Source organism: Paenibacillus sp. GCM10027629 (genome assembly GCF_042676425.1).
GTDB classification, from domain to species: domain Bacteria; phylum Bacillota; class Bacilli; order Paenibacillales; family Paenibacillaceae; genus Paenibacillus_K; species Paenibacillus_K terrigena.
Window position 1 is genome coordinate 21,186 of the sequence record NZ_JBHTGZ010000002.1, and the last position, 25,362, is coordinate 46,547.

Consider the following 25,362-nt stretch of genomic DNA (forward strand, 5'->3'; position numbering starts at 1 on the left):
ATTCAAGAAGATAGGAATTCGTTTGATTCTATCGTAACATTTTATTTTTGATGAGTGATGTCGAAAATTTCACCAATATACCTGCGTAAACGAGTCCATTGGTCAGAATCGAGTAATGTTGGCGGTAATGCTTGCGATGAAACAAGTACATGGCACGATGAAACTCGTAGATGATCTTGAATGGTTTGCGCCGACTGCTTGCACCCTTATAGTGCGTAATGAATGTGCGCGAGTAGTAGTAGTTCTGCCACCCTGCTTGTTTGATCCGGTAGCACCAATCAATATCTTCTCCGTACATGAAAAACTCCTCATCCAGCATACCCACCTGATCAATCGCTTCTCTGCGTACGAGCATGAAGGCGCCGACGAGGCAATCTATGGGATAGGATTCATCGGGACTGAGATAGCCAAGTTGGTATTGATTGAAGCGCGGATTGTTCGGGAACATCCGTGAGAAGCCAAATGCGTAATAGAATGACGCTGAAGGCGTAGGAAAGCCGCGCCGGCATGCCTTATCCAATGAACCATCCGGGAGCACCACTTTGCAGCCAGAAGCTCCGACTTCAGGGTGACTGTACATGAACTGGAGCATGAGCTCGAACGTGTCCGGCTCGACGATCGTATCGGAGTTTAGTAGTAATATATATCGGCCTTGCGCCACACGCATACCTTGATTGTTCGCACGGGAGAAGCCGACATTCTCTTCATTCACGATGAGATGCGTTTCAGGGTAATGGCGTTGCAATTGCTCAACCGAATCGTCGGATGAGTTATTGTCGATTAGTATCACTTCGTATCGATATGATGTTGTCGAAGCGTAGACCGATTGCAGGCAATCTAGTGTTAATTGTCGTGTATTGTAGTTGAGGATGATAATACTTAAGTCCATTAATGATCTCCATCTCGAGAGTTGATAGACTTATTATAGCATAGAAAAAGACTAGAGTTCGGAGTTAACAGGGTTAACCCGTTAAAGTCTTGATAAAGAATTGACTTAAAGGGTAGTTGTTAGATGTCGGAATTAGTCTTGTTTTGGATGATTTTAAATATAATCTATTAGCACAAGGAATTTAAATAATTGGTTTTCAGCCCACGACTGACGATATAACTTTGATTTGTGAAGATAGTTCAATCTCTGTTTTAAAGATGTTCTTGGCTGAATGAATAATTGAAGTTGGTTTCGTTTCTCAGCATCAAGTTGATCACCGTATTGTCTTGCGAACTCTACGGCTTGTCTTTTTAAAATCTTATCCCCTGAGTGTTTGCGAAAACTTTCCCATTTCTTTTGCCATTTGTGGATCGCTGTTGTATTGCCTCCGACGACATTATTCCCATGCTGACGATAATACATCGTTGGTTTGGAGTCGTAGATTACTTCGCCAAAAGCGGAAATACATGTGTATACCCACCAGTCGTGCATTAAAAGATTATTGGTATTAGGTGACTTGGAAATGAGCAGATTGCGAGCTGCTTTGTTCATTACCATCGTTGCTCCAACAGCTATATTTTGAACTAATGAGTTATAAAAGGACGGCTCTCGTTCATGTGGGCTAGGCCATATTTTGATTTCATTTAATTCTTGATCTACAAGCATAGTTGAGGTAAAGAACATCCCCGCAGCAGCACATGATCGCAATCCTCCTATGGCTCTTTCTATTTTATCTGACATCCATACATCGTCCTGATCACAAAAACAATAGTAAGAAGCAGTATCATCAGAAAATTGAAGTAACTCAAAAAAGCTTTGTACTACTCCTAAGTTCTCACCCTTAATGAGTACAATCTTACCTGGATTTCTTTCAATTAGTCTGTTAATTACCGACACCGTATTATCCTTGGATCCGTCATCTCTAATCAAAATTGAGACTTCAGAATAACTTTGTTGAAGAATGCTTTGTATTTGCTCCTCTATAAAGGCTTCTCCATTATATGTTGACATTAGTACTTGAACCTTTTCCATACGTCACCTTCATACTTTGATCATTAAGAAGATGTAAGGAATGATCTTCTTTGTACGATTATAAGATATATATACAGAGAATCCTAGTTTTATCATTTTCTCAAAAAGAAAAGACTACTGGGGAAATATCCCCAGCAATCTTTCGTATAAATAACTATATTATCTTATTTTTGTTAACTTCGATGAATTCCTTCAACGCATCACGCCATGGGCGTAAATCTCGAAGTCCGTTCGTTCGGATAGACAAATGCTCCATAACAGAGTTGCTAGGTCTTCGTGCTGGGCGCGGGAATTGCTCTGTTGTGCACGGCAATAATTCTGCCTTCAAGCCCGCCTCCTCAAATATTGCTTGTGCGAACTCATACCATGAGCAGGAATCTGTGTTCGAAGCATGATAAATACCATAATACTCCGTCTGAATAAGTTCCTCAAGGAAATGAGCTAGATCGTCTGTATACGTAGGTGATCCTACTTGATCATGAACCACTTGAAGAGATGGTTTTTCAGCTCCCAACTTCAACATTGTTTTCACAAAGTTGTTACCGTGAGCTCCATATACCCAAGAAGTACGCACAATATAGTATTTCGAAGAGAGCGTTTGAACAAGATGCTCCCCTGCTCGTTTGGATTTCCCGTAAACTGTCTGAGGGTCCGTATTATCATATTCACGGTAAGCCACTGTTGAATTGCCATCAAACACGTAATCCGTGCTAATATAGCATACTTTAGCTCCGACCTTTTCGGCGGCTACTGCGATATTACGGCTTCCGACAGCATTTACAAGATATGCTCCATCTTCATCCGTCTCTGCTGCATCAACAGCTGTATATGCTGCGCAATGAATGATGGCATTAGGTTGATGAGCAAAAATGACAGACTCGCATTGCAGTTGATTCGTAATATCTAACTCTTGGCGGGAACAGGCGAGCACATCGTGCCCCATTTCCGCGAAAATTCGAACTACATCCTGACCCAACTGACCATTTGCACCCGTTACAATGATCTTCATGTTACTCACCTAGGCTCTCGCCATATTGCTTCGCATAATATTCTTGATAAGCTCCTGATTGAATTCGCGTCCACCAGTCCTTATTGTCCAAGTACCATTGAATCGTCTTTTTAATTCCCGTCTCAAAATGATACTTCGGCTGCCATCCCAATTCTGTACGAATTTTCGTCGCATCAATGGCATACCGGCGGTCATGACCCAGACGATCTGCTACATAAGTAATCAGTGATTTAGGTTTATCTAGTGCTTCAAGAATCGTCTCGACAATTTGGATATTCGTCCATTCATTGTTACCACCAACGTTGTATACTTCACCGCTTTTACCGTTATGAATGACCAGATCGATCGCACTGCAATGATCTTCAACATACAGCCAGTCACGGACATTTAATCCGTCTCCATATACAGGAAGCTGCTTATCATTTAGAGCATTTGAGATCATTAACGGAATTAATTTCTCTGGAAAATGATAAGGACCATAGTTATTCGAACATCGCGTGATATTTACATTCATCCCGTATGTCTCATGATATGCACGAACAAGCAGATCTCCACCTGTTTTACTTGCCGAATATGGACTATTCGGTGCCAGCGGTGTGGTTTCCGAGAACATGCCTGTATCACCAAGTGTTCCGTACACTTCATCCGTTGAGATTTGAACATATTTTTGAACATTATATTTACGTGCTGCCTCGAGCAATACCTGGGTACCCATGACATTCGTTTGTACGAAAATGCCTGGATCCAAAATACTGCGATCCACATGGGATTCCGCTGCAAAGTTAACTACAATATCAACGCCTTGCTGAAATATCTCATCTACTTTTTTAGCATCAGCGATATCGCCTTTTACAAAAGTATAATTCGGTTGATTCTCAATACTCTTCAAGTTTTCTAAGTTCCCTGCATACGTTAGAGCATCTAGATTGATAATCTGATACTCTGGATACTTATTCACCATGTAAATTACAAAGTTACTTCCGATAAACCCGGCACCGCCTGTAACCAATAACTTCAACACTGGCTCCCCCTCACTCAAAATTGATGTCTGCATCGCGTAATAACGGATGTTTCGTGTCTTTATCTGATAGAATCGGTTGATCCGTTGGCCAATCAATGCCTAGCGCAGGATCATTCCATAGAATACCCCGATCATGTTCAGAGGAGTAAAGTTCATCTACTTTATAGAGGACCTCTGTATTGGGTTCTGTCGTACAGAATCCATGAGCGAAACCTTGAGGCACAAGCAATTGGCGCTTGTTCTCTGCGCTCAAATGAACACCGATCCATTGGCCAAAAGTGGGTGAATTGCGTCGAATGTCTACCACAACATCATAAATTGCACCAGCCACTGCACGAACTAACTTTGTCTGTGCTTTTGGATTTAATTGATAATGCAGTCCGCGAATAACGCCCTTCTCGACAGATAAGGAATGGTTGTCTTGCACAAAAACACAATCCATATTATATTCACGAAACTTCGCACTGTTGTAACTTTCCATAAAAAAACCGCGATGGTCCCCATGGACCGAAGGTTCAATGATTCGGACGCCTTGTAATTTCGTATCGATTACTTTCATGGCACACCTCTACAATTTCAATTTTCCGAACTCTTCGGAAAACGTAATATTTTGTGCTAACTCATTGGCTTTTGCCCAAGAGACATGCGTCCCAGCATCCGTCCACCATCCCTGAAGCACATCGTAAGTAAGCTCACCGCGAGCGATATACGCATTATTTACGTCTGTAATTTCTAGCTCACCACGACCGGATGGTTTCAATGTTTTCACAATATCAAATACAGAACTGTCGAACATATAGATGCCAGTTACAGCATAATTGCTTTTGGGGGTCTGTGGTTTTTCTTCGATAGAAACTATTTTATCTCCGTCCAGTTCTGCTACACCGTAGCGCTTAGGATCATGAACTTCTTGAAGAAGAATTTTAGCGCCAATTTTCTGTTCATTAAAATTATTAATATATGGTGAAATGTCATCTTCGAATACATTATCCCCCAAAATAACAACCGTTTGATCTTCCCCAACAAAATGTTCAGCAAGGTCAAGCGCTTGAGCAATACCTCCAGCTTCATCCTGAACTTTATAGGTAAAGGAAAGTCCCATTTCTCTACCGCTGCCAAGTAAGTTAACTACATCTCCCATATGATCTTTCCCCGTGACAATGAGAATGTCAGTTATATCGGCTTGCTTAAGTTTGTAAATGGAATGGAAAATCATAGGATATTTCCCTACTGGAAGAAGATGTTTATTGGTAACTTTTGTCAATGGATAGAGACGTGAGCCAGTACCGCCCGCTAGTATTATACCTTTCATAGTAAATCTCCTTTCAAATAAAACTCGTATATACCCTCAATAACTACACAGTTAGTTCACCAATAGAAATGTTGTAGTATAGAGGAAGTCGAACTAAACGTTCGCTTTCCATAGTGGTATACTTATCTTCTTCTCCTATCATTTGACCATATTCAAGTCCTGCTATAGAAGAATGTAAAGGAACATAATGGAAAACTGTATGAATTCCTTTCTGTTTCAAAAAATCAATCAGCCGAGTTGAGTTCTTTCATCTAAATTTGCAGTTTTCAAGTAAAACATATGTGCATTATGGTTAGTATTATCACAAATATAAGGAAGGCTTACTTTCCTAGCATCTTCTAATGGTCTTAGCTGTTTGTAATAAGTATTCCAACAATCTAATCGATAGGAATTTATTTCATCGGCACTTTCTAATTGCGCAAACAAAAAAGCCGCAGTTAATTCACTAGGAAGATATGACGATCCAATATCTACCCAGGAATATTTATCAACTTGTCCTCTGAAAAATTTTGAACGATTTGTACCTTTTTCGCGAATTATTTCCCCACGCTCAATAAGTCTTTCATCATTAATAATTAGTGCACACTCATCAAAATCGGAGGGATGATTATTTAGACGCATCATCAATCATCCCTCCATTCCCAAATTTGATTCACTAGCAACTAGCTACTATTAAGCAGATTTGCAGTTGTCTATCCTGAATAAACCATTGTTGCTTCTTAATACGCACACGTGTACAAGTGCCTTCTATACATCATTCTTTATCTTGATTCTTCCACTGCCTCTTTAGTAGCCTGCAAATACGCATATCCATACTTTTTATCGGGTTCTAGATATGCCCCTTCTCCCCATTCATTCCACGCATTAATAAAGACCATCTGATCATCTAGATCCGATCTATTTTTACCTTCCGATATTACATCTATGAGCCATTGTTTATACAATGTAGGGGTAGCGCCTTGGAATATCATACCTTTATTATTTCTACGTGCAGTGTTATCCCACATTGGCATTACAGCACGATAAAGCTTCGGTAAATTGTATTTAAAATACTTTTGATTCTCTACTAAATCCTGATAATCAAAGACCTCACCAGAGAAATCACTACGAACATAATCAATATCATGCGTAATATTTTTACAATTTGTATAAACAGTTCCTGGATGGAACTCAGAAATAGCATCATAACCAATGCCGAGCAAATCCAGTTCAACCATATTTTCTTTTACAGCCACGATGTACAAATCACCGATTCCCTGCACATGACAATATTCACGCCAATATTGAAGTACTTCTGTAGGTTCAGGCATTAATGCAGGTCTATATACCGTTATTAATTTTTTACCTTGTATTGTAATATAACGCTTATCTTTTAAAAATCGGACCATGTCATGAATCACATTTTTGTAGCTTTCCACGCTTTTAGGTTGTTCCATCAAAATGTCGGAATTGGTTCCATCAAAACGCTTTGTCCAATTTTCATTAGCCCAGCAAAGAGAGAACGGGAAGTCGAGGCTTTCATCAGAAAGGAACATCTCGATTGGCTTTTCAAGCAAGCGTTCTCCGTTAAACCAGTAGTAATAGAAGGAGAAACCATAGATCCCATACATCTGTGCTAATTCGATTTGCCTCATCATATTTTCTTTTATTCGCAAATCATAAAAACCCAGCTCACCTGGTAAACGTGGTTGATAATGGTCCACGAACTGAGGAACGGCACGGCAAACATTATTCCACTCCGTAACTCCCTTACCCCACCATTGTTCATTGTGTGGATCAGGATGAAATTGCGTAAGGTAATATGCAATTATTTTATTATCACCATTTTGACGGTCGTAGGGAGTCTCCGTAATTGGAACATAGTTTGATACATCTTGAGCTGGTATACTTAATATTTGCTCTATATATTTTTGTTGGTTCGAATTATGTTCTGTCTGTGGAGCGGACGATAAGACTAGATCATCTCCAGTATTTACAGGTACAGCATGTTCACCTGGCGCATAAGATAATAGTGATGGCTTTAAAGTCTTTTTCACATTAAACAAAAACCTTTCTTTTGTTTTCGCAGGCATAATTGGAATTTTCCAAAATATCTTCTTTAGCGCACGGTAAAATACTTTTTCCTGCGGTGGTGTTGATACAGTTAGCACTTCAGTAGTTTTTTCAGTTGGAAGATCAGATCCATCCATCTCTTTTATCCGCCTTAACTGGTTATTATAATCTATTTCGACCAAATCAATTGTCTTCTTAGTAATAGCTTGCCAAGTGTTTTCCAAAGCCTCTTGCTTCAAAACATTACAATAATCTTCATCAAACCTTAATTCTATCGCATTATTAATATTGTTAATAAATTCCTGTTGATTATGAGCGATTAAACAAGATTCGTATTTTAGACACTCTGGTAATGCGTACGAAATTATAGGTTTCTGTTGTGCCATATACTCAAAAATCTTAACAGGAGAAACAGACTTAGTAATGTCATTTACAAGGAAAGGCAATATAGCAATATCATAAAATGCCGCGTATCGACTCAGTTCACTATATGGCTTTGATCCGATATATTTCACATTTTTATATGCTAAGAGTCCACTTTCTTTCATGCAATCATCATGCTCATATCCGATTATTAATAATATAAATCGCTCATCTTCAGCTATCTGTTTTAGAAGATCATAATCAATCCATTGTGCAAGAGCACCATGATAACCGATAATTATTTTATTTTCATTAATAATATCCTGAATATCCTGTGGACATTCTAATAAATTTCGATCTAGATTCCAATGTTCATAGTCAACACCATTCGTAATCATATCCATATTCCGTGTACGGTATGGTTTAACCTGTTCAAACAATTTATCTGCAGTGGCAATAATAGATATATCTTCATTTTTCAAGACATAATCGTGTCTATCGAAAACAAACTTCGGAATATTGCCTGTTATTTGAGGTGTAAGTTCATCAATATACTCATAAAGAATTGCATAACCTTTTTCTTGAAATGCTTTTAGTTCATCTATAGTAGTTGCTAAATCAATAGACTGTAGGCGAATAATTTTTAGACCAGACTTTCTATCCAGAATCTCAAATAACTTCTTCTTTACTTCATAATTATCAAGATTAATAATACAAAGAGTAGGAGTTACAAATTCACATATTTCAATATCTTTATCTACTAATGGATGAGCACCGTAAAACGATATTCCCCCTACATTCCCTGCCTGTATAGATAAGTGTTGAAATCGTTGGAATAGTGGAGTATTCCACCCCATTGGCACATGAAATATATCAATAAAGCTGTGAGGCGTACGGTCAATCCAATTCTCTATATCAATCCAAATATCACTTGTTTGAACCATTTCAGCTATTCTCCCTGATTCTTTAACATTTGCAAAACTATCTTTCCCTTTAAAAAAAATCTTTTTTATTGTCTTCTTCCACCCATTGCTTTTAATGTTTTGCTCGGTTTTCTTCACAAGCTTGTAATATTCTCTAATCGTATTCCTCATTTTTTTTTACCAACTTTTAAGTTATCTAATATATATCGAATTGGCTTGGTAAACTTCCAACTTGTTGAATTTAACACTGCTTGGTAATCATTAAATAAATTATCCTTTTGGGATAAAAGGAACTGGTATTCCTGCTTTAATGAGGACAATTCAGAATTAAGACGTTTACTTTCATTTTGGGTGCTTTGTAGATCATTAGCCAATTCTGTGTATTCGTTTGTGATTTTCGTATACTCATTAGTAATCTTCGTATTCTCTCTTGTAACTTTTCTGTATTCACTTGTAATTTTTGAGAGCTGTTGATTATACGCCGCATCAATAGCAGCTCTACTGGCTAGCTCAGACTCTATTCCCTCCAGAACTTGATCATAAATTTGATCTTTCTTAACCATTTGTATTGAAAAATGAATCTTCAATTTTTCTCCTCTCACTGAATTTCCCTGAACTAAGTAAATTGGGTCTGTTGTTATGAATAGATCTCCCTTCGAATTAAAAGGAAATGCGTTATACGCTGCCAGTTCGAGCTTTATACCATCGATTTCGGCAGAAACTATTTTACAATTACACAGATGACCCTCAATTGGATCGAAACGTATACTTTTCACATTAGTAAATTGCTGAATGTCAAATTCGAGGATAATCTCCTCTGAACTGCAATCGTATATTTGTTGACATTTCTCTTGATCATTAAATCCCCTTCCAGTATCCACATACAGATTTGCTGTTTGGTTATCTGCATTAAATATCGTTTGAACATTAGACAAAGAAATTAAATTTTTCCGATATGCTGATTTATCCAACATTTTCACATAATTAGCAGAAAAACACCCTTCCCACTTATAAAATGTCGTCACCATATCTTCCGTAATATCGTATATATTATAAATCTCTGTTTCAGAAACAAGAGATTTAGAGAATTTATGTTTTGCATAAAACTCTTTGACAGAGCGCCAAAAAACAAACTTTACAGGCACACTACAGTTAATAAACCATTCATAATCAAAAATAACCAGTTCGTTATCCTTATAAAAAACATTGTCAAATAGGACATCTACATTGCTTAGTGATGTAAATTCTAGCTCCTTTTCAAACTTCCCTGGTCCGAATATGTCGTGAAATCCTTTAGAATATGAATCAATTTCAAGTGGGCTAAAAGAGGTCAGCATAGAATAAAATTTATGAAGTATCGAGAAATAACTCGCTTTATCCCCTGTAGCTTCTTTATTTAACAACACCGTTTCCATTGTTGGAAACTCCAAATAATCACATACCAAATCATCGCCTACCATTTGAGTAGGTAATAAGAACATGCTGTGATTCACTTGATTGCGCTGCTGATAAAAACGACCCATTTGTTGCAAATGACCAATAGCCTCCACTGAGAGAGCTCGTTTCTTTACTTTTAATTTCTCATCTTGGCTATAAATTATAGTGCATATCTTAAATGCATCGTCTCTATTAGCATTGATTTTTACATATAGTATATCTTCTTCATTTTGTTCTAACACCCTATTTTTCTTGCGAACATCAATTAAAAAAGAGTTTGCAAATGAAGCCCCTGCTTTCTCTTTGGCCAAAAGATTTTGCATTTGTATTTCATCAAAAAACATATAGCGGTCTGTATCGTAACTGTGCACGTCATATGAAAGCGGAACTTTATTAAATCCAAGATCCGAATAGATAACTTCAGGGAATTTATAATCAGGATATGGATAATAAAATTTCTCAATCGTTAGGTCGCAATTATCAATTAAAGTAGTGATTTCACTTTTAGAAAACGTTCTAACTTTATCGTTTCCTGGATAAGTATTCAATCCAACAAACAATTCTCCTAAATGATCTTCCTTTGCACCGGAAAAATACTTTAGTCCAAGTCTATTTTCAATCGCAATTAAAATAGCCCCATCTTCAGCGAGGTACTCAGAGAGCATATTTATAAACTCTTCATAAGGTTTTTCTCCTGAAACGAATCCCCCGGCGTACTCTAGTACACCATTTACTACTACATAGTCAAATTTTTGATCCAATCTCACATTGCCAAGATTACCTACAAAAATTTCTAAATTATCATGATCTTTATGACGTTCATAATTTATAGTTGCTCGTTTCTCCGTTAGTTCAATAGAAGCAACATACTTAGCCTTTTCGCAAAGTAGACCCGTAATTGCACCACAACCTGAACCCACCTCCAATATTGTGCAATCCTTCTTAAATGGATACCAGTTCAGAATATTCTCTCTCAAATTAGAAAGATGGTAAAATACTGGCCAGCTAACATTATGCAATTCTGTTATATTGACATCTCCGTTATCCCGAACGAGTTCAAGTATTTCATCTTCAACCATTGCTCCATCAGAATATCCCGTCTCATTCTTAGAATATTTCAAGTTGAGTTTCGCCACACAATCCCCTCCAATCTCTCACAATCCCTTTCAACGGGTTTGTCATTTTAAATTTCCATGCTTTCTTTGTAAGGATGATAGTTGAGGTGTACCTGCGTCATAATGTAGCTGAATATCACAAATTTCATCATCTACTAACTTAAACGATTTGATTGCTGAATAGGAATCGATCTCAGTTAAGAACGTCCTTCCTTCAATGTGAGTGAAATTATAAGGAACGCCTATCACATTCAAGTCATTGTATACATCTTCATAATTAGAACTTATTAAATCATTCAAATCCTTAACTCTAACAAGCCTAGGAGCAATCTTGTTTGCTCCATTTTGATATACACTAATATAATAGTACGAGCCGATTTTTGTTATATCATTCATACCACACAATTCAAACGGAACCTTGTACTCTCTAATCTTGTCGAAAGATGAATTTCTATAATTGGCCACAATAATCTTACCTGGACCCGAAACAAAGTAAAGTTCTCCATCAATCAAACAGATCGCTCTAATATAGGAATTTTCTAATAAATAGCCCAATCTTATGACTTTCTCTGTAGTAACTTCATGACCACTGTTCTTCAGCACAAATATATGCTGTGACATCGCGGAAATCCCGTAAAAAAGTTTATTCTCTTCATCGTATACTATTCTGTTAGGCCGCTGTCCGATTCGTTCTATCATTTGTGTTAATCTAAAATTCTTACCGTCTCTTCGAAATACTTTTATCTCATTGTTCTCTGTATCTTCTATTAAATATACTGTGCCATCACTTGCGATTGAGTGTGGATCTCCTAAATTATCTGACAAGGTACTCCATTTCTCTATGGGATCATTTAAGTTATCATTATAAATTACGCGGTGATGCCAACAATCCACTATAAAATATTCATCGCCGATTTTTTCAATTATTGTTGGTGTATATAATGTTTTTTTCCATTCAAAAATCTCGTTTTTATTTATTGGATGCTTTTGTTCATCCAACAATGGCTCTTGTCTGTTGAACTTCATATATGCACTACAGACATCACGAGTGTTTCCGACCATTTGCACAACACCATGATCCAGCCAAACAACCTTAGTACACATTTCTCTAATCTGTTCAATACTATGCGAAACCAGTATAACAGTGGTTCCCCCACTCATAAGCTCCCGCATTCTTTTTGCACTTTTTTTCTGGAATTTTGCATCGCCCACAGATAGAATCTCATCAACAATCAAGATATCTGGATCCACAAGAGTTGCAATAGAAAATGCTAGCCGCATAATCATCCCCGAAGAAAAATTACGAATAGGGGTATCCATAAAATCGTGTAATTCCGAAAATTCTACTATTTCATCATAGCGTTTTGTCAAATATTCCTTCGAATAACCTAATACAGCGCCATTTAAAAAGACATTCTCTCTAGCGGTTAAGTCGACGTCAAAACCTGCGCCCAATTCGAGCATCGGGGCTATATTCCCACTAATCTCAACCTTCCCTGATGTAGGATGTAATATTCCCGAAATTATTTTCAAAAGAGTACTTTTCCCTGCACCATTGTTGCCAATAATCCCTATGACATCGCCCTTTTCAATAGAAAATGACACACCTTTTAAAGCAACAAACTCTTTATATTCTAATTTTCCTGCTATCTTTTTCACTAAAAATTCCTTAAGGCTTGTTACATGGTCGTTTGCCATACGGAACTTCATAGATACGTTATCTACTTTTATCAAGCTAATCCCTCTCTTTATAGATAAAGAATAAATTTATTTTGAGTTCGATTAAATACAAATGTTCCGATTAATAGCGATCCAATTGCGAATATGGCACAAAGCACCCATGCTTTAGGATCAGGAAAACCGCCATTTAATATTATAACGCGAATAAATCTTATAAAATGATACATTGGATTAAACTTCATTATAGACATTATCGCACTAGGCAAAATACTTTCAGGATAAAAAATAGGGGTCATATAAGTCCAAATTGTCAATATGATACTATATAAAAACTGTGTGTCTCGAAAAAAGACCATCATTGAAGCAAGCAAAAGTGAGAGCCCGCAAATAAAAATAAATATGCAACCTATTCCATAAACCAATGCGATATGATGATACGTAATACGCATACCTGTAGCAATAATAACTGTATACAATGCAAGCAAAGAAAATAAAAAATTCACACCGCTCGACAATACACGAGAAAATGGATATATATATTTAGGTACATAAACTTTATTGATTAATGAAGCATTTTGTATAATACAAGTCATAGATTGAGAAGTCGCCTCTGACATAAAGTTAAACATTACTATACCACTCAACAAATACACGGCATAATTAGGTATATCAAAACGGAACAACGTAGAAAATACCATGTATTGCACTACCATAATCAAAAGAGGATTTAAAAGGCTCCATAATACCCCTAAAACAGATCTTCTATATTTCGTTTTAAAATCCCTTCCTACCAATTGCGAGAGAAGGAACCTGTATTTATGGTTATTTCCTATTATTTTACTTAACATTTATAAACCCCCACACATTATCGAAATTCATTAGAGTACATATCAAGACATCTTCCAAACGAAAAAACACAAAGCTTATTTTTCAATAATTTAGAAGTTTACATGTATCATCACCAAAAAAATGATCTATATATTCCTGAAAAAAGATATATTTAATATTTCTCCATTAACTAAAGAGCTGTGTCTCCTCACCTTTTACTAGCATCACTTCATGAATTCGCCTTTAACTTTTTCTATAATATTTATACACTTATTCTATCCTGCAATTAACTTTCTGAATTTATCAAATAATATCAGGTTTACGCATATTGTAATTGATACCTTCTTCTAAACAAGTATACGGAAAACAATCCAAAAGGTCGAGTAATATCAAAAAAACCTTGTTTTTGTCAAGAAATCATGACTGTCGCTATAGCCTTATGAAGACTACTTAATTTTTCCCATTGCTTATTTGACTTTCCACCATAAAAACTACAGATTAGAGTAACATTTTTATCAGTTATTCACATTAGTGCATACACATGATTCCTATTGTAAAATCATGTCTCTACCTAAAAATATTAATTATGTCTGTCGCTAAACTCATGTTAAATGGTTTAATTCACCTTCTAGTATTCTTTTGCAGCTTCATGAGATTTTTTTGCATCAAGAATGATATCTTACATATAACTCCCACATTAATAATTCAGTAATCGCTTCACAAGTAATCATACACATTTCCCTTCCACCCTACAGATATGGTAAAATGATGTCGTTATTTCGGAACGGAAAAGGAGATTGTAGAAAAATGTCAAATCCTACTTATGGGAAGAAGAGCAGCACTCCAAAAAGCATTATTGGACTGCAGCAGCAAGAGAATCCTCTAATCTATTGGATTTTAATGGGTGTATTCGTCTTCTTCTTACTCTGGTCCCCACTTTGGGCTGCACTATTTAATGGACAGCAAGTCCCCTTTGAAAGACCACTATATGAGGCAATGCGCTGGGTATCTATTATAATGCTAGTCTTGGGCATCTACCTATTTAAAAACTGGAAGCCAAAAGACATGAAAGATTGGTACGCACTTTTGATTTTTGCATTACCATTGACCTACCTAATCGCATTAATTCCAGCAGCTTCACATTATCAAGCGTTAAATATGGTTTACATTTATTTAATCTACGCTGTAATTTTTAACGTCGGACTTTATTTTACACGAAATACACGCAGTAATTCGATTATTCGTAACACATTGCTAGTTTCGACATATTTTACTGTATTTTTCGGACTATTCCATTGGTTTGGCAATAGTAAATTTATCGCAGACGTATTCGGGTGGCTAATCCCTCTTAAATCGCCGACAGGAACATACCTTGATGCAGTCATGACGGATTCAAACGGTTTGCGTCTCACATCATTTTTCCAATATGCGAATACATATGCGGCATTTTTGATCGCAATTCTATTTGCAGCTGCGTTCCTTCTCGTTAAAAGTCGGAAGTGGTATGGCTCAGCGATTCATGCATTTATGCTTGTGCCTATTATTCTATCCTTCTTCTTAACATTGTCCCGTGCAGCATACGTAATCCTACCAGTCGTGTTCTTGATTGTCATTCTGTGTCTTAAACCTTATCGACAAATTATGTATACCGTCCACGTAGCGCTCGCGTTCATAGCTTCGATGGTCATATTAAATAAGGTAACAACGATTGGTATTACTGTAAACGAGCAGTTTAATGGATCTGAATCCTTAAAAGGATGGATGCTAACTCTCGGGGTTTCAATCCTTATCGCGATAATCGCAACATTACTACAACACTTTGTAACACCATGGCTGCAACAAAAACTTAGCAACTTTGGGCAACGTAAAGCATCATCGCTTATTATGCCGGCAGCCGCAGTTATTTTAGGTGGCGTGATGGTATTCATTTTCATTGGCACAAGTGCGAAAAACCTACTCCCTGAGAACGTGAAAATCCGTCTCGAGAATATTAACTTCCAACAGCACAGTGTGCTTGAGCGCGGAACTTTTTATAAAGACGCAATGAAACTTGTAGCTGACTATCCTGTATTCGGTGCAGGCGGTGGCGCTTGGTATTCCATTTATGAGAAGTATCAGCATAACCCTTATATAAGCCGTCAGGCACATAGCTTCTTCTTCCAAAATATCGTTGAGGTTGGAATTGTAGGTTTCATCGTACTTATTGGTTTATTGATTCTATTCTTCTACACGTATATTAGAAATTATATTAAGAGCGATGAAGCAAGCCGAGATTCGCATTTCTACTATTTCATTATTGCGATTGCGCTTCTCATTCATAGTATTATAGACTTTGATATCAGTTACGTGTATGTAGGTGTACTATTATTCTTATGCCTTGGAGCTATGCTATCAAATATACATCCTAAAGAATCCAAGAAGCTGAAAAAGATTCCGGCCATGAAATGGGCATATCCTTCACTGATCTCAGTGCTTGCCATTGTCATGTTTATCTTTGCTCAAATGTCGCTAAGCGCAAATACAAGCTTCATGAAATCGCTCGACATGGTTCAACAGCAGACAAGTAAAGACTACAATGAAATTGTCGCACCGATTAATAAAGCACTAGGACTACGTGAGAACCCTGACTATGCTCAACTAAAAGTTCAATTACTTCAATCCGTGTATAGCCAAAACCAGAATCAACAGTTCTACGATGAAGCTCAGAACCTATTAGTTAAAACATTAGCAAAAGAACCTTATAATTTCCAATTAATAAGTTTGCAAATGAAACAATACGAGCTGCTAGGTGATAAGAAAAACTTACTTAAGCTTGTTGAGGAGCAGTTAACGAACTTCCCTTGGAACATGTCCCTCTACGAAAAAGCGATTCATTTAAATATTGATTTGGAGAGCTACGATGCAGCATTAACAGCTTATCAAAAAATTCTTGATCAAAAGAAGGTCCTTGCGTCTTTACCAAAAGAGCAGCTTCAAGGCCGACCTTTCGATATTACACCAGCAATCAACTTGGATATTGCTCAAATCTATTTCAATCAAGGCGACTATACGAAGGCCGCTTCATTTATTAAGCCACTACTAACAACAGATTATAATGATGCAGCAAACAAGGACATGGCTCGCTTGTATCTAGCATCCCTTCAGAAGCAAGGCACAACAGACCAAGCTGTATATGACGCGCTTGTAGCAATGGATGCCAGTGAGAAAGAAATAATTGATACAATCGTAGCAAGTGCAAAATAGGAATAAACAAAACGCCTTGAGCAAGGTATTAATACCTTGCCAAGGCGTTTGTTATTATTCCGTATTCAATATCCCTCTCATAAACTCCTTCAAATCGTCCCGTAACTCGTCCTTCTGCAACGCATACTCTATCGTCGTCTTAATAAACCCCAACTTCTCCCCAACATCATGACGTTTACCTAGGAAATGATACGCCAAGACCTGCTCCTGTTGATTCAATCTAGCAATGGCATCCGTCAGTTGAATCTCTCCCCCTGCACCTACATCTTGCTGATCAAGGATGTCGAAGATTGCAGGAGTCAGAATATACCGACCCATAATGGCTAAATCCGAAGGAGCTTGTTCTACAGGCGGCTTCTCCACGAATCCTCTCGCTTGGTACAAACGTTCATCTATGGCTAATCCATCTACAATACCGTAACGCGATACTTCCGCATGCGGAACAGGTTGAACACCTACAACCGAAGCATGGTGCTGATTAAAGACTTCGATCATTTGCTTCAGACAAGGTTCATCGGACTGTACGATATCGTCTCCCAGAAGCACAGCAAAAGGTTCATTCCCTATGAATTTACGGGCACACCAAACGGCATGTCCGAGGCCCTTAGGTTCTTTCTGCCTTATGTAATGGATATCCGCCATCTTGGAAGATTTCTGAACTTCATCTAACAACGCCATTTTGCCTTTTTCCATTAGTGTATGTTCAAGTTCAAAGGAGTTATCGAAATGGTCTTCAATCGCACGCTTGCCCTTACCTGTAACAATGATAATATCTTCAATGCCAGAGGCTACCGCTTCTTCAACGATGTACTGAATGGTTGGCGTATCTACGATCGGAAGCATTTCCTTCGGCATCGCTTTTGTAGCCGGTAAAAACCGAGTCCCTAGCCCGGCAGCAGGGATAATTGCTTTACGAATTTTCATGCATGGACCTCCTTTAGTTGAAGCCTATCTACTTATTCTCCATATTATACAGGAATTCATAGATAGCGAAACTTCAAAGCATTAATATGATAAAAGAGTCTCAACGCATCATGAGCGTTGAGACTCCTAATTTTTATACCCTACTTCACCAACTGCCCCCGTGTTACACCTAACTGGTTCGTCGCCTTCAACGTCTTCCAGACCTTCGTGCCGCTGATCTTACCTTGCAGCGCGCGTTTGTATAGATCGATGACCTCATGGACTTGGTCAGCCGTCTCTTCTAGGAATTCAACCCGGTAATGTGACACGCCAAGCTCCAAGAAGTTCTGAATGTACTCCGCACCCGATTGCTCGATAGCGTTGTAGACTGTGTTACGGCAGCCTTCATCTACTCGTACCGGATGAGACATCCCGATACGGTCTTGCAAGGAGGCGCGATGCTCTTCGCAAGGACGGCCGCAGTTCGTGTAGTCTGTGCCTTCACTCATGAAGGTACAGTACACGCAGTGCTCGGTATGGAACATCGGGAGATGCTGGTGGATAACGACTTCCATCTTCGATGTATCTGCACGACCTAGGAGGTCGACCATTTGTTGAATGTTCAAATCGTATGAAGGCGTAACTAGGTCACAACCTGCTTCGACGAATAAATCCGCTGCTTTGTGATTCGCGATGTTGAGTGAGAAATCACCGATCAGACGCGGGAACTTCTCCATCTTCGCAAATGTATCCGCAAGGCTGCCCGTCGAAATGTTCGACGGTCCGGCTGCAGATCCTGCGTGCAAGGTATCACCGCCCACCGCTGCGTTCACGTTCATGCCGCTGCGCATTGCCTCGAACTCCGCACGAGCGCGCATGTAGAAGTACAACGCGCCCGTATTGCGCACAAGGATCGCATCCGGCTGCAGCTTCAAGATGTTGCGATGGTAGCCGTTCTCGTTCGGCATATGGATGCGCGGTGTCACAAGCGCAATCTGCTTACCGGCTTCACGAGCCGCTTCCACCGCTGCCGGGAACTGCTTGATGAACTCGAAGTCAGCATAGATCATGCCGACATCACTCGCAGCCGCTGCCTGTACTTGTTCTAGCGTGCGGCACAACACCGTAAGCTTCGACTGCAGCGAACCAGCTTCGCGCCCCTTCGCATCCCCGTACACCTCAACCGCCCGTTTCACGTACACCGGCGGCTTCGGTCGCTCGCCTGCGAGCTGCTCCACCGCAGAGCGGCGCAGCGCGTTCAGCTCGCGCATCGGCAAGATGACCGCGCCCTCCAGGTGCGCGTCCATCGCCTCCAGCTGGAACAACGTGCCGCCGAGACGGCCCAGTTGTTCCTCCAGCAACGCCGCGTCCATCGGACGCTTGAGCGCCTCTTCGAGCATGAGCTCCGAATCGACCTGCACGGTCACGCCTTTCTGGACGTCCGTCCACCACGTGCGAAGCGGCTCGCCAACGCGACCCTCAGCACGCACGTGCACCGGGAACACCCGATACGGCTTCTCCGTCTCGAACGTCTGACGAAGACGCTTGTCCAGCGCCGGATCGCTCGTCTTCCAAATCCGGTCACCTACATTAACCTTCTGCAGGTTCACGTCATTTCGCCCCGGCACGATATCGATGATCCAGCCTTCCGCCGCTTCGCCTTCCAGTTTCACGCCTTGGCGACGCACGTCATAGACGCGTCCACCCTCTTCCTTCTTCGTTGGATCTCCAGCATCGAACACGATCCCGTCTCCACGTTTCAATGGCGCTTCGATCTTACAGACGACACCGTCGCGAAGAATCTTCTCGACACGCCCAAGGTACACACCCCGCGATTTCGGGAACGTTCCCTCCACTAACTTCTTGTTATTCGTACCTTCCAAGAATCCATGCGTAAAGCCGCGTGAGAAGCTCTGTTGCAATTCCCGAATCTCTTCCTTCGACGGACCCGAACGATCGCCCGCAAAATACTGATCAATCGCCTTCCGATACTTGCTCACCACGTTCGCGACATACTCAGGGCTCTTCAGGCGCCCTTCGATTTTGAACGACGTCACACCCGCTTCAATCAGCTCTGGCACGATATCAATTGCAGCAAGATCTTTCGGCGAGAGCAAATACGCCACGTCGCCCATCGGCTTCTGCTCGCCATCCACCATCAGATCGTACGGCAAGCGGCAGGCTTGCGCACATTCCCCGCGGTTCGCCGAACGGCCTCCCCACATCTCGGATGTAAGACATTGTCCGGAATACGACACGCAGAGCGCACCATGCACGAATACTTCCATTGGAAGCTTCGCTTGATCACCGATCATTTTGATTTGCTTCAGGTTATTTTCGCGGCCCAATACGACCCGCTCCATATCCCAAGGCTTCGTGAACTCAACCGCCTCTGGCGACGTAATCGTCATCTGCGTCGAACCGTGAATCGGGAAGTCCGGCGAGATCTCGCGAATCATTTTAACGAGTCCGAGATCCTGCACGATTACTGCATCAACCCCAGCATCAATACACGCATCAATCAACACCTTCGCCTCAGGCAGCTCTTCCTCGAATACAAGGATATTGAACGTCAAGAACCCTTTAACCCCATAACTATGCAGAAACGCCATAATCTCTGACAATTCATCCATCTGAAAATTGTTCGCCCGCGCACGCGCATTAAATTTCTCCACGCCGAAGAAAATCGCGTCCGCACCATTTGCCACCGCCGCACGCATGCAATCCCAATCCCCTGCAGGTGCTAGCAGTTCAATATCCGCCCGTGTGAGCGTTGTCTGACTCATTACATTTACCCCTCTATTCCTATCATCCGCGGATGACTAATCTTTGAAAAAAAGCTCTACTCTCTAGTTTACCAAAGTTTCGGCCTAATAATCTATATGAATTCCAAGGAATTATCCAATTGGATATAAATTACCTTACACCCCGTCCTCTACCCTACCACTAACGAATCCAGAAACTCTTATTTGCCTCATTATGGTCATTTCGAAACTGTAACGAATCCAACAATCGCTATTCCCTCCAATTCCTCCTCCAACGACCATTTTTGAGCACATTAACACTCTTACGATTCCTTAGCCGTAAAAATAGTCGATTTTCTCCTAAATAAGCCTACTACGATTCGTTAGCGCAGACTGACGCACAACCCTCGCGCTGAACTCGTACCCGGCGACCACGACCTATCAATGAACGTCCTCATCCACATCCCGCACCAAAATAAAACCGCAACCCCCTCCGGGAGCTGCGGCCTTCCTAGGCGAGCACATTCATTCACCACAATGTACCTGCCCTACCTTCTTTAATTCACCCATTTCAACGACTGGAACACGCTCTGAATCGCCTTCTCATTCACGTCCGTGCGATTCGCCTTCATGATCGTTGATAACAACGAGTACACTTTGCCATTCTTCACGATAACATATTGCTCGTGATGCGCATCTTTGCCGTCCAGCACGATCTTATAGGCCGGTTGACCCGCCAGCGTCGTTGACTCCGTGCTCGTTACCGTGTAATTCTTATACAGAATACGCTGCTGCTCATAGACGTACTTATACGCCTCAACCTCTTCGCTAAGCGTACGATCCGTCGGATTCACCGACACTTCGAACGAACCACCTGGGAGCTGATACTGCATTTTTCCCGGATCTGCTCCATACTCACTTTCGATACGCATCCAGTAATTCGGAATCGTTAAGGAATAGCCGTTTTTCTTAGACGATTTCACCGACGTGAGACTACGATCTACATACGCCCGTGCATCCTCCAGGAAGCCGAAGTTGCTGCTGAGCTCCTTCGTATTGAGCTTAATCCCCTTCACCAACGCCCCGAACAAGCTGTCAGCCGATGTGTTTTTCGAATCGTAATCATATTGAATCAAATACTTGTAAGAACCTGAAATCAGGAAAATTTCCGACTGCACATATGTATCTTCCCCAGTTGTATACTGATATTTCTTAAGGACACCCTCTTGTCCGTCCACCTTAATCGACTCGGTCGTGAGCAGCTTCCATGCATCCGGCACGAACACATCCTTGAAATATTGATCCATCTGCCCTGCCCATGCATCCACTTTGAGACCCGAAGCTGCCGACGAAATATCGAACGTTAACTGCGCAGAACCGTCATCATTCCCGAAAATCAAATCCTCCGGGTATAAACTCCACGATGCCGGGACGGTGACCGTTACGCCATAGTCACTGTTAACAGCTTTTCGCATGCCACCCACAACAGTAGACAAATCTTTCAATTTCGCATTTCCTTTGTCATATGCTGGTCGGAACGAATTAAGCAGATCATTATGTTTTGCCAGATCTTTATAATTTTTCGCTAAGCCGTCGCTGTAGTACAGCTCATAATAGGTATCGTTCGCAAAATACCCCCGAATCGCGCTAAACACGCCATCCTCACCTTTGGAGACCACTTGCGCATATGGTGTTGCTCCACTTTTGACCGTCTTCTTATCGACAACCAATCCATTCTCCGATAGCGCCGCGTTCGTCAATTGCTTCAATAGATCCTCATCCGCCATCGGCTCATCGACCTTCGTGACAGATACAGCAAGCAGGTACGTCCCTTTCTCATCGGTAAAAGAAACATAATCATCCGCTTCGCTCTGGAATTGCTTCACGAGTCCCGTCGGGTAGCGCATCGACCACATGTAGTAGCTGTCGCCAATCATCGTCTTGCCTGCGTCGCTATCAATGCCGCCAATTGCTCCAGATCCCGCACTCGCATCCAGATTAGCTGTAATAACGATCGTACGATCCGCTTCCACCTTCACGCTCGCTCCCAGCGCATCCGTCACGACACGCATCGGCACCATGACCACGCCACCGACCAGCTTCGGTGCTGCTCCCGTCTGGACCGTACGTCCATCTACTGTCGCATTCGTACTGCCAATCACGAATTGGATGGTATGCTCCCCGGAAGTGATCGTAATTTTCTTATTATTTTCGAACGAAAATTCCACTTGGAATGCCTTCGTAATGAGCGAGAGCGGCACCATCGTCGCACCCTTCTCCATATAAGGCTTGGCAATACTGATTCGCTGGCCGTTTAATGTTGCGTTCGTACTACCCAGCTTGAACTTTAGTTCCACACTATTTCCTTCACTTGCCATCGCAACGCCCGGCATCACCATCGTGAATACCAAGGCGAGACATATCAACCAACCGCTTAATTTTTTCCCCATTACTGCTTCCCCTCTCACTTCTAGCTCTGCTCTGTTAATTGAAGCTTACGTTCGACCAGATCGCCGCCGGATTGCATCATTAGCTTCACGGACTGGCCTGGCATGTACCCCTTGAACAATTCATTAATATCGAGCATTGTCGTCACTTGCTTGCCGTTGATTGAATAGAGCACATCTCCAGCTTTGATCCCCGCTTTCACCGCTGCATCAGAATCGACCCGTGTCACCGTGAGCGGTTCATTCGTCGGCAGACCGACAATCGCGGACCAACTCTCCTCCATGTCAAAACCAAGGGTCGGACGCTTAACCTTACCGTATTGCATCAACTGATTCACGATATATTGCACCGTATTCGTCGGAATCGAGAACCCCATATTCTCCACACCAACTGCTGAATACTTCAACGAGTTAATGCCAACGACCTCACCCTTCATGTTCACGAGCGGGCCGCCGCTGTTCCCCGGATTAATCGCTGCATCCGTCTGAATCAGCTTGTAGATCGAATCCACACTGCGATTCAAGCCGCTGATCACCCCTACCGTTGCCGAGTTCCGGAAAGAAAACGATATCGGCGTCCCAAGGGCCACAACTGACTCCCCTACCTCAACGCTGGCCGTGGAAGGAGCAAATACCGCCGGGGTTAGATTTTTCGCGTTAATTTGAATGATGGCAATATCGCTAACCTCATCGACGAACTGCTTCGCAATCGTGTAGGACTTGCCGTCCGACGTCACGACCACCGCATGCTTCAAGCCGCTAACTACATGCGCATTCGTTACGATCCATCCATCTTTCTTCAACACCACACCTGTCCCATGCGCAAGATTATAACGATCTGACGTATCACCCTCGCCTTCGGACACTTTCCCAATAATCGCGACGACTGATGGAGATAATTTCTTAACAATAGAAGGGACTGAATTTCCCGCTTTATATTGATAGGTTTGACTCTTCGCATCATAGACACCTTGCCCACCTAATTGACTTACGAGAGAGCTCGCCTTCACATAGACTTGTCCATTCACCACTTTCGCTTCTAGCGCTGCATCGCCAGTTTGGCCTGCCGCTAGCGCACCTGCTGCATTCCCGAACACCATGAGGGCAATCGCACTCCCACACACCATTCGACGTACCCGCGCGCGATTTCCGCTCTTCATTCCTAACATCACTTGGCCTCCTTCTCCACTTTCATACCTATAGATACATGATGAATCTCGTATCCTCGCATTCTTGTGATTATACTCTTTTTTCTCAACCCAAACATAAACTACTTCGTCGTCCTTGAATAGACGGGAAGCGTTTAAGCGAGAAATATAAGAACAGTTTATTTGTTAAACTGAAAATTCTTATATTTTGGAAAGACTCAAACTGTACCCTCCGTTATCATACGAAATCGAAGAGCAGATGGATGCATCTTTTGGAAAAAAGACGTATCTCAGTTGTAGCACATCCTTCCATTTATTTCAATTTAAGACCTCTACCATCCTACGCTTGCCCCCTCTCTAATATGACCTATTAAAATATCCTTAACACTTCGACATAACTTTATTTTAGGCTAACAAACTTTTTGTTTGATTCTGGTCATTCCTGTGCTATCATGTGAACCATATCCACTCTATATAAGAACGGAAGTGATTTCACATCATGGAACAAGTTCAAGCTGAATTTGAATTCCTCACCTCGCTCGTCCGCGGGATTGCCGCCCAATTCGGAGACAACTGCGAGGTGGTGCTGCATGATCTCACAAGGCCATATGACAGCACAATCGTCGCGATTGAAAATGGTCATGTCACAGGACGCAAAGTCGGCGATCCGGGCACGAACCTAGGGCTCGAGCTGCTGCGCGGACAGTCCGACAGCGGCAATAAGATCAACTACGTCACCCAGACGAAGGATGGGCGAATCCTGCGCTCTACTTCACTCTATATGAGGAACAGCGAGGGCACCGTCATCGGTTCGCTCTGCATCAACTATGATATTACCGATCTCATGATGGCGGAGAAAACGCTGCAATCCTTAACGGCTAGCGGGCTCCAGCCAGAGGTAAGGGAGAGCTTCGTCTCCAATGTCTCCGATCTACTCGATCAATTGATTCAAGAGGCACAGGAGCACGTCGGCAGACCTGTCGCGGCGATGACCAAGGAAGACAAGATGCGTCTCATCCAGCTGCTCGACCAGAAGGGCGCCTTTCTCATTAAGAAAGCGGGAGAGAAAATCTGCAGTTATTTGAATATCTCGAAATATACGCTATATAGCTATTTAGAAGAATCGAAAACAAACGAATAGAACCCTACAAAGTGGTGAGTTTCCTTCAAGGTCTAT

The 25,362-nt window shown here is 41.3% G+C and carries 17 protein-coding genes; 2 read left to right on the top strand and 15 right to left on the bottom strand.

Translation table 11 applies throughout. The features are described 5' to 3' along the window. Positions 1–28: 28 nt before the first annotated feature. The 11 genes from ACFQZR_RS00460 to ACFQZR_RS00510 all read right to left on the bottom strand — a co-directional run bounded on the left by ACFQZR_RS00460 (position 29) and on the right by ACFQZR_RS00510 (position 13,720). Positions 29–889 carry a glycosyltransferase family 2 protein gene (locus ACFQZR_RS00460; RefSeq protein WP_379341801.1) on the bottom strand — a complete coding sequence of 287 codons (861 nt, stop codon included), beginning with the start codon at positions 887–889 and terminating at the stop codon, positions 29–31. A gap of 153 nt (positions 890–1,042) precedes the next feature. Further along, positions 1,043–1,960 (bottom strand): glycosyltransferase family 2 protein, encoded by a 918-nt coding sequence (locus tag ACFQZR_RS00465; protein ID WP_379341803.1) that lies wholly within the window; start codon positions 1,958–1,960, stop codon positions 1,043–1,045. A gap of 154 nt (positions 1,961–2,114) precedes the next feature. Further along, complete coding sequence (rfbD, locus tag ACFQZR_RS00470) at positions 2,115–2,969, bottom strand: dTDP-4-dehydrorhamnose reductase (protein WP_379341805.1); 855 nt, start codon at positions 2,967–2,969, stop codon at positions 2,115–2,117. Between the two features lies 1 nt (position 2,970). Then, positions 2,971–3,987, bottom strand: coding sequence for a dTDP-glucose 4,6-dehydratase (rfbB, locus tag ACFQZR_RS00475; protein ID WP_379341807.1), 1,017 nt, complete (start codon positions 3,985–3,987; stop codon positions 2,971–2,973). A 13-nt stretch (positions 3,988–4,000) separates the two neighbouring features. Continuing rightward, positions 4,001–4,549 carry a dTDP-4-dehydrorhamnose 3,5-epimerase gene (gene rfbC, locus ACFQZR_RS00480; RefSeq protein WP_379341809.1) on the bottom strand — a complete coding sequence of 183 codons (549 nt, stop codon included), beginning with the start codon at positions 4,547–4,549 and terminating at the stop codon, positions 4,001–4,003. 9 nt (positions 4,550–4,558) lie between these two features. Beyond that, positions 4,559–5,302, bottom strand: coding sequence for a sugar phosphate nucleotidyltransferase (locus tag ACFQZR_RS00485; protein WP_379341811.1), 744 nt, complete (start codon positions 5,300–5,302; stop codon positions 4,559–4,561). Between the two features lie 228 nt (positions 5,303–5,530). Next, on the bottom strand, positions 5,531–5,926 hold the full coding sequence (locus tag ACFQZR_RS00490; protein WP_379341813.1) for a DegT/DnrJ/EryC1/StrS family aminotransferase: 396 nt from the start codon (positions 5,924–5,926) through the stop codon (positions 5,531–5,533). Positions 5,927–6,063: 137 nt separating this feature from the next. Continuing rightward, a complete protein-coding gene (locus ACFQZR_RS00495) occupies positions 6,064–8,778 on the bottom strand; it encodes a glycoside hydrolase family 99-like domain-containing protein (protein WP_379341815.1) in 2,715 nt (904 codons plus the stop codon). A gap of 29 nt (positions 8,779–8,807) precedes the next feature. Continuing rightward, positions 8,808–11,213: a methyltransferase domain-containing protein gene (locus ACFQZR_RS00500; protein WP_379341817.1), complete on the bottom strand. Its 2,406-nt coding sequence runs from the start codon at positions 11,211–11,213 to the stop codon at positions 8,808–8,810. A gap of 42 nt (positions 11,214–11,255) precedes the next feature. Beyond that, positions 11,256–12,902 carry an ATP-binding cassette domain-containing protein gene (locus tag ACFQZR_RS00505; RefSeq protein WP_379341819.1) on the bottom strand — a complete coding sequence of 549 codons (1,647 nt, stop codon included), beginning with the start codon at positions 12,900–12,902 and terminating at the stop codon, positions 11,256–11,258. A 38-nt stretch (positions 12,903–12,940) separates the two neighbouring features. Next, a complete protein-coding gene (locus ACFQZR_RS00510) occupies positions 12,941–13,720 on the bottom strand; it encodes an ABC transporter permease (RefSeq protein ID WP_379341821.1) in 780 nt (259 codons plus the stop codon). Positions 13,721–14,507: 787 nt separating this feature from the next. On the opposite strand from ACFQZR_RS00510, the gene ACFQZR_RS00515 reads away from it, so the two are divergent. Further along, entirely contained in the window at positions 14,508–16,943 is a 2,436-nt protein-coding gene (locus tag ACFQZR_RS00515) for an O-antigen ligase family protein (RefSeq protein WP_379341823.1), read from the top strand. A 54-nt stretch (positions 16,944–16,997) separates the two neighbouring features. On the opposite strand, the gene galU is transcribed toward ACFQZR_RS00515, so the two are convergent. From galU to ACFQZR_RS00535, 4 genes are all read right to left on the bottom strand, one after another. Further along, positions 16,998–17,867 carry a UTP--glucose-1-phosphate uridylyltransferase GalU gene (gene galU, locus ACFQZR_RS00520; protein ID WP_379341825.1) on the bottom strand — a complete coding sequence of 290 codons (870 nt, stop codon included), beginning with the start codon at positions 17,865–17,867 and terminating at the stop codon, positions 16,998–17,000. Between the two features lie 140 nt (positions 17,868–18,007). Next, the gene (locus ACFQZR_RS00525; RefSeq protein WP_379341827.1) at positions 18,008–20,632 is read right to left on the bottom strand and encodes a U32 family peptidase; all 2,625 of its coding nucleotides are present in this window, start codon (positions 20,630–20,632) and stop codon (positions 18,008–18,010) included. 515 nt (positions 20,633–21,147) lie between these two features. Then, positions 21,148–23,040: a copper amine oxidase N-terminal domain-containing protein gene (locus ACFQZR_RS00530; RefSeq protein ID WP_379341829.1), complete on the bottom strand. Its 1,893-nt coding sequence runs from the start codon at positions 23,038–23,040 to the stop codon at positions 21,148–21,150. Between the two features lie 20 nt (positions 23,041–23,060). Next, a complete protein-coding gene (locus tag ACFQZR_RS00535) occupies positions 23,061–24,206 on the bottom strand; it encodes a S1C family serine protease (protein WP_379341831.1) in 1,146 nt (381 codons plus the stop codon). 478 nt (positions 24,207–24,684) lie between these two features. Here ACFQZR_RS00535 and ACFQZR_RS00540 point away from each other — a divergent pair, with 478 nt between their 5' ends. After that, complete coding sequence (locus ACFQZR_RS00540) at positions 24,685–25,326, top strand: helix-turn-helix transcriptional regulator (RefSeq protein ID WP_379341834.1); 642 nt, start codon at positions 24,685–24,687, stop codon at positions 25,324–25,326. Positions 25,327–25,362: the final 36 nt, after the last annotated feature.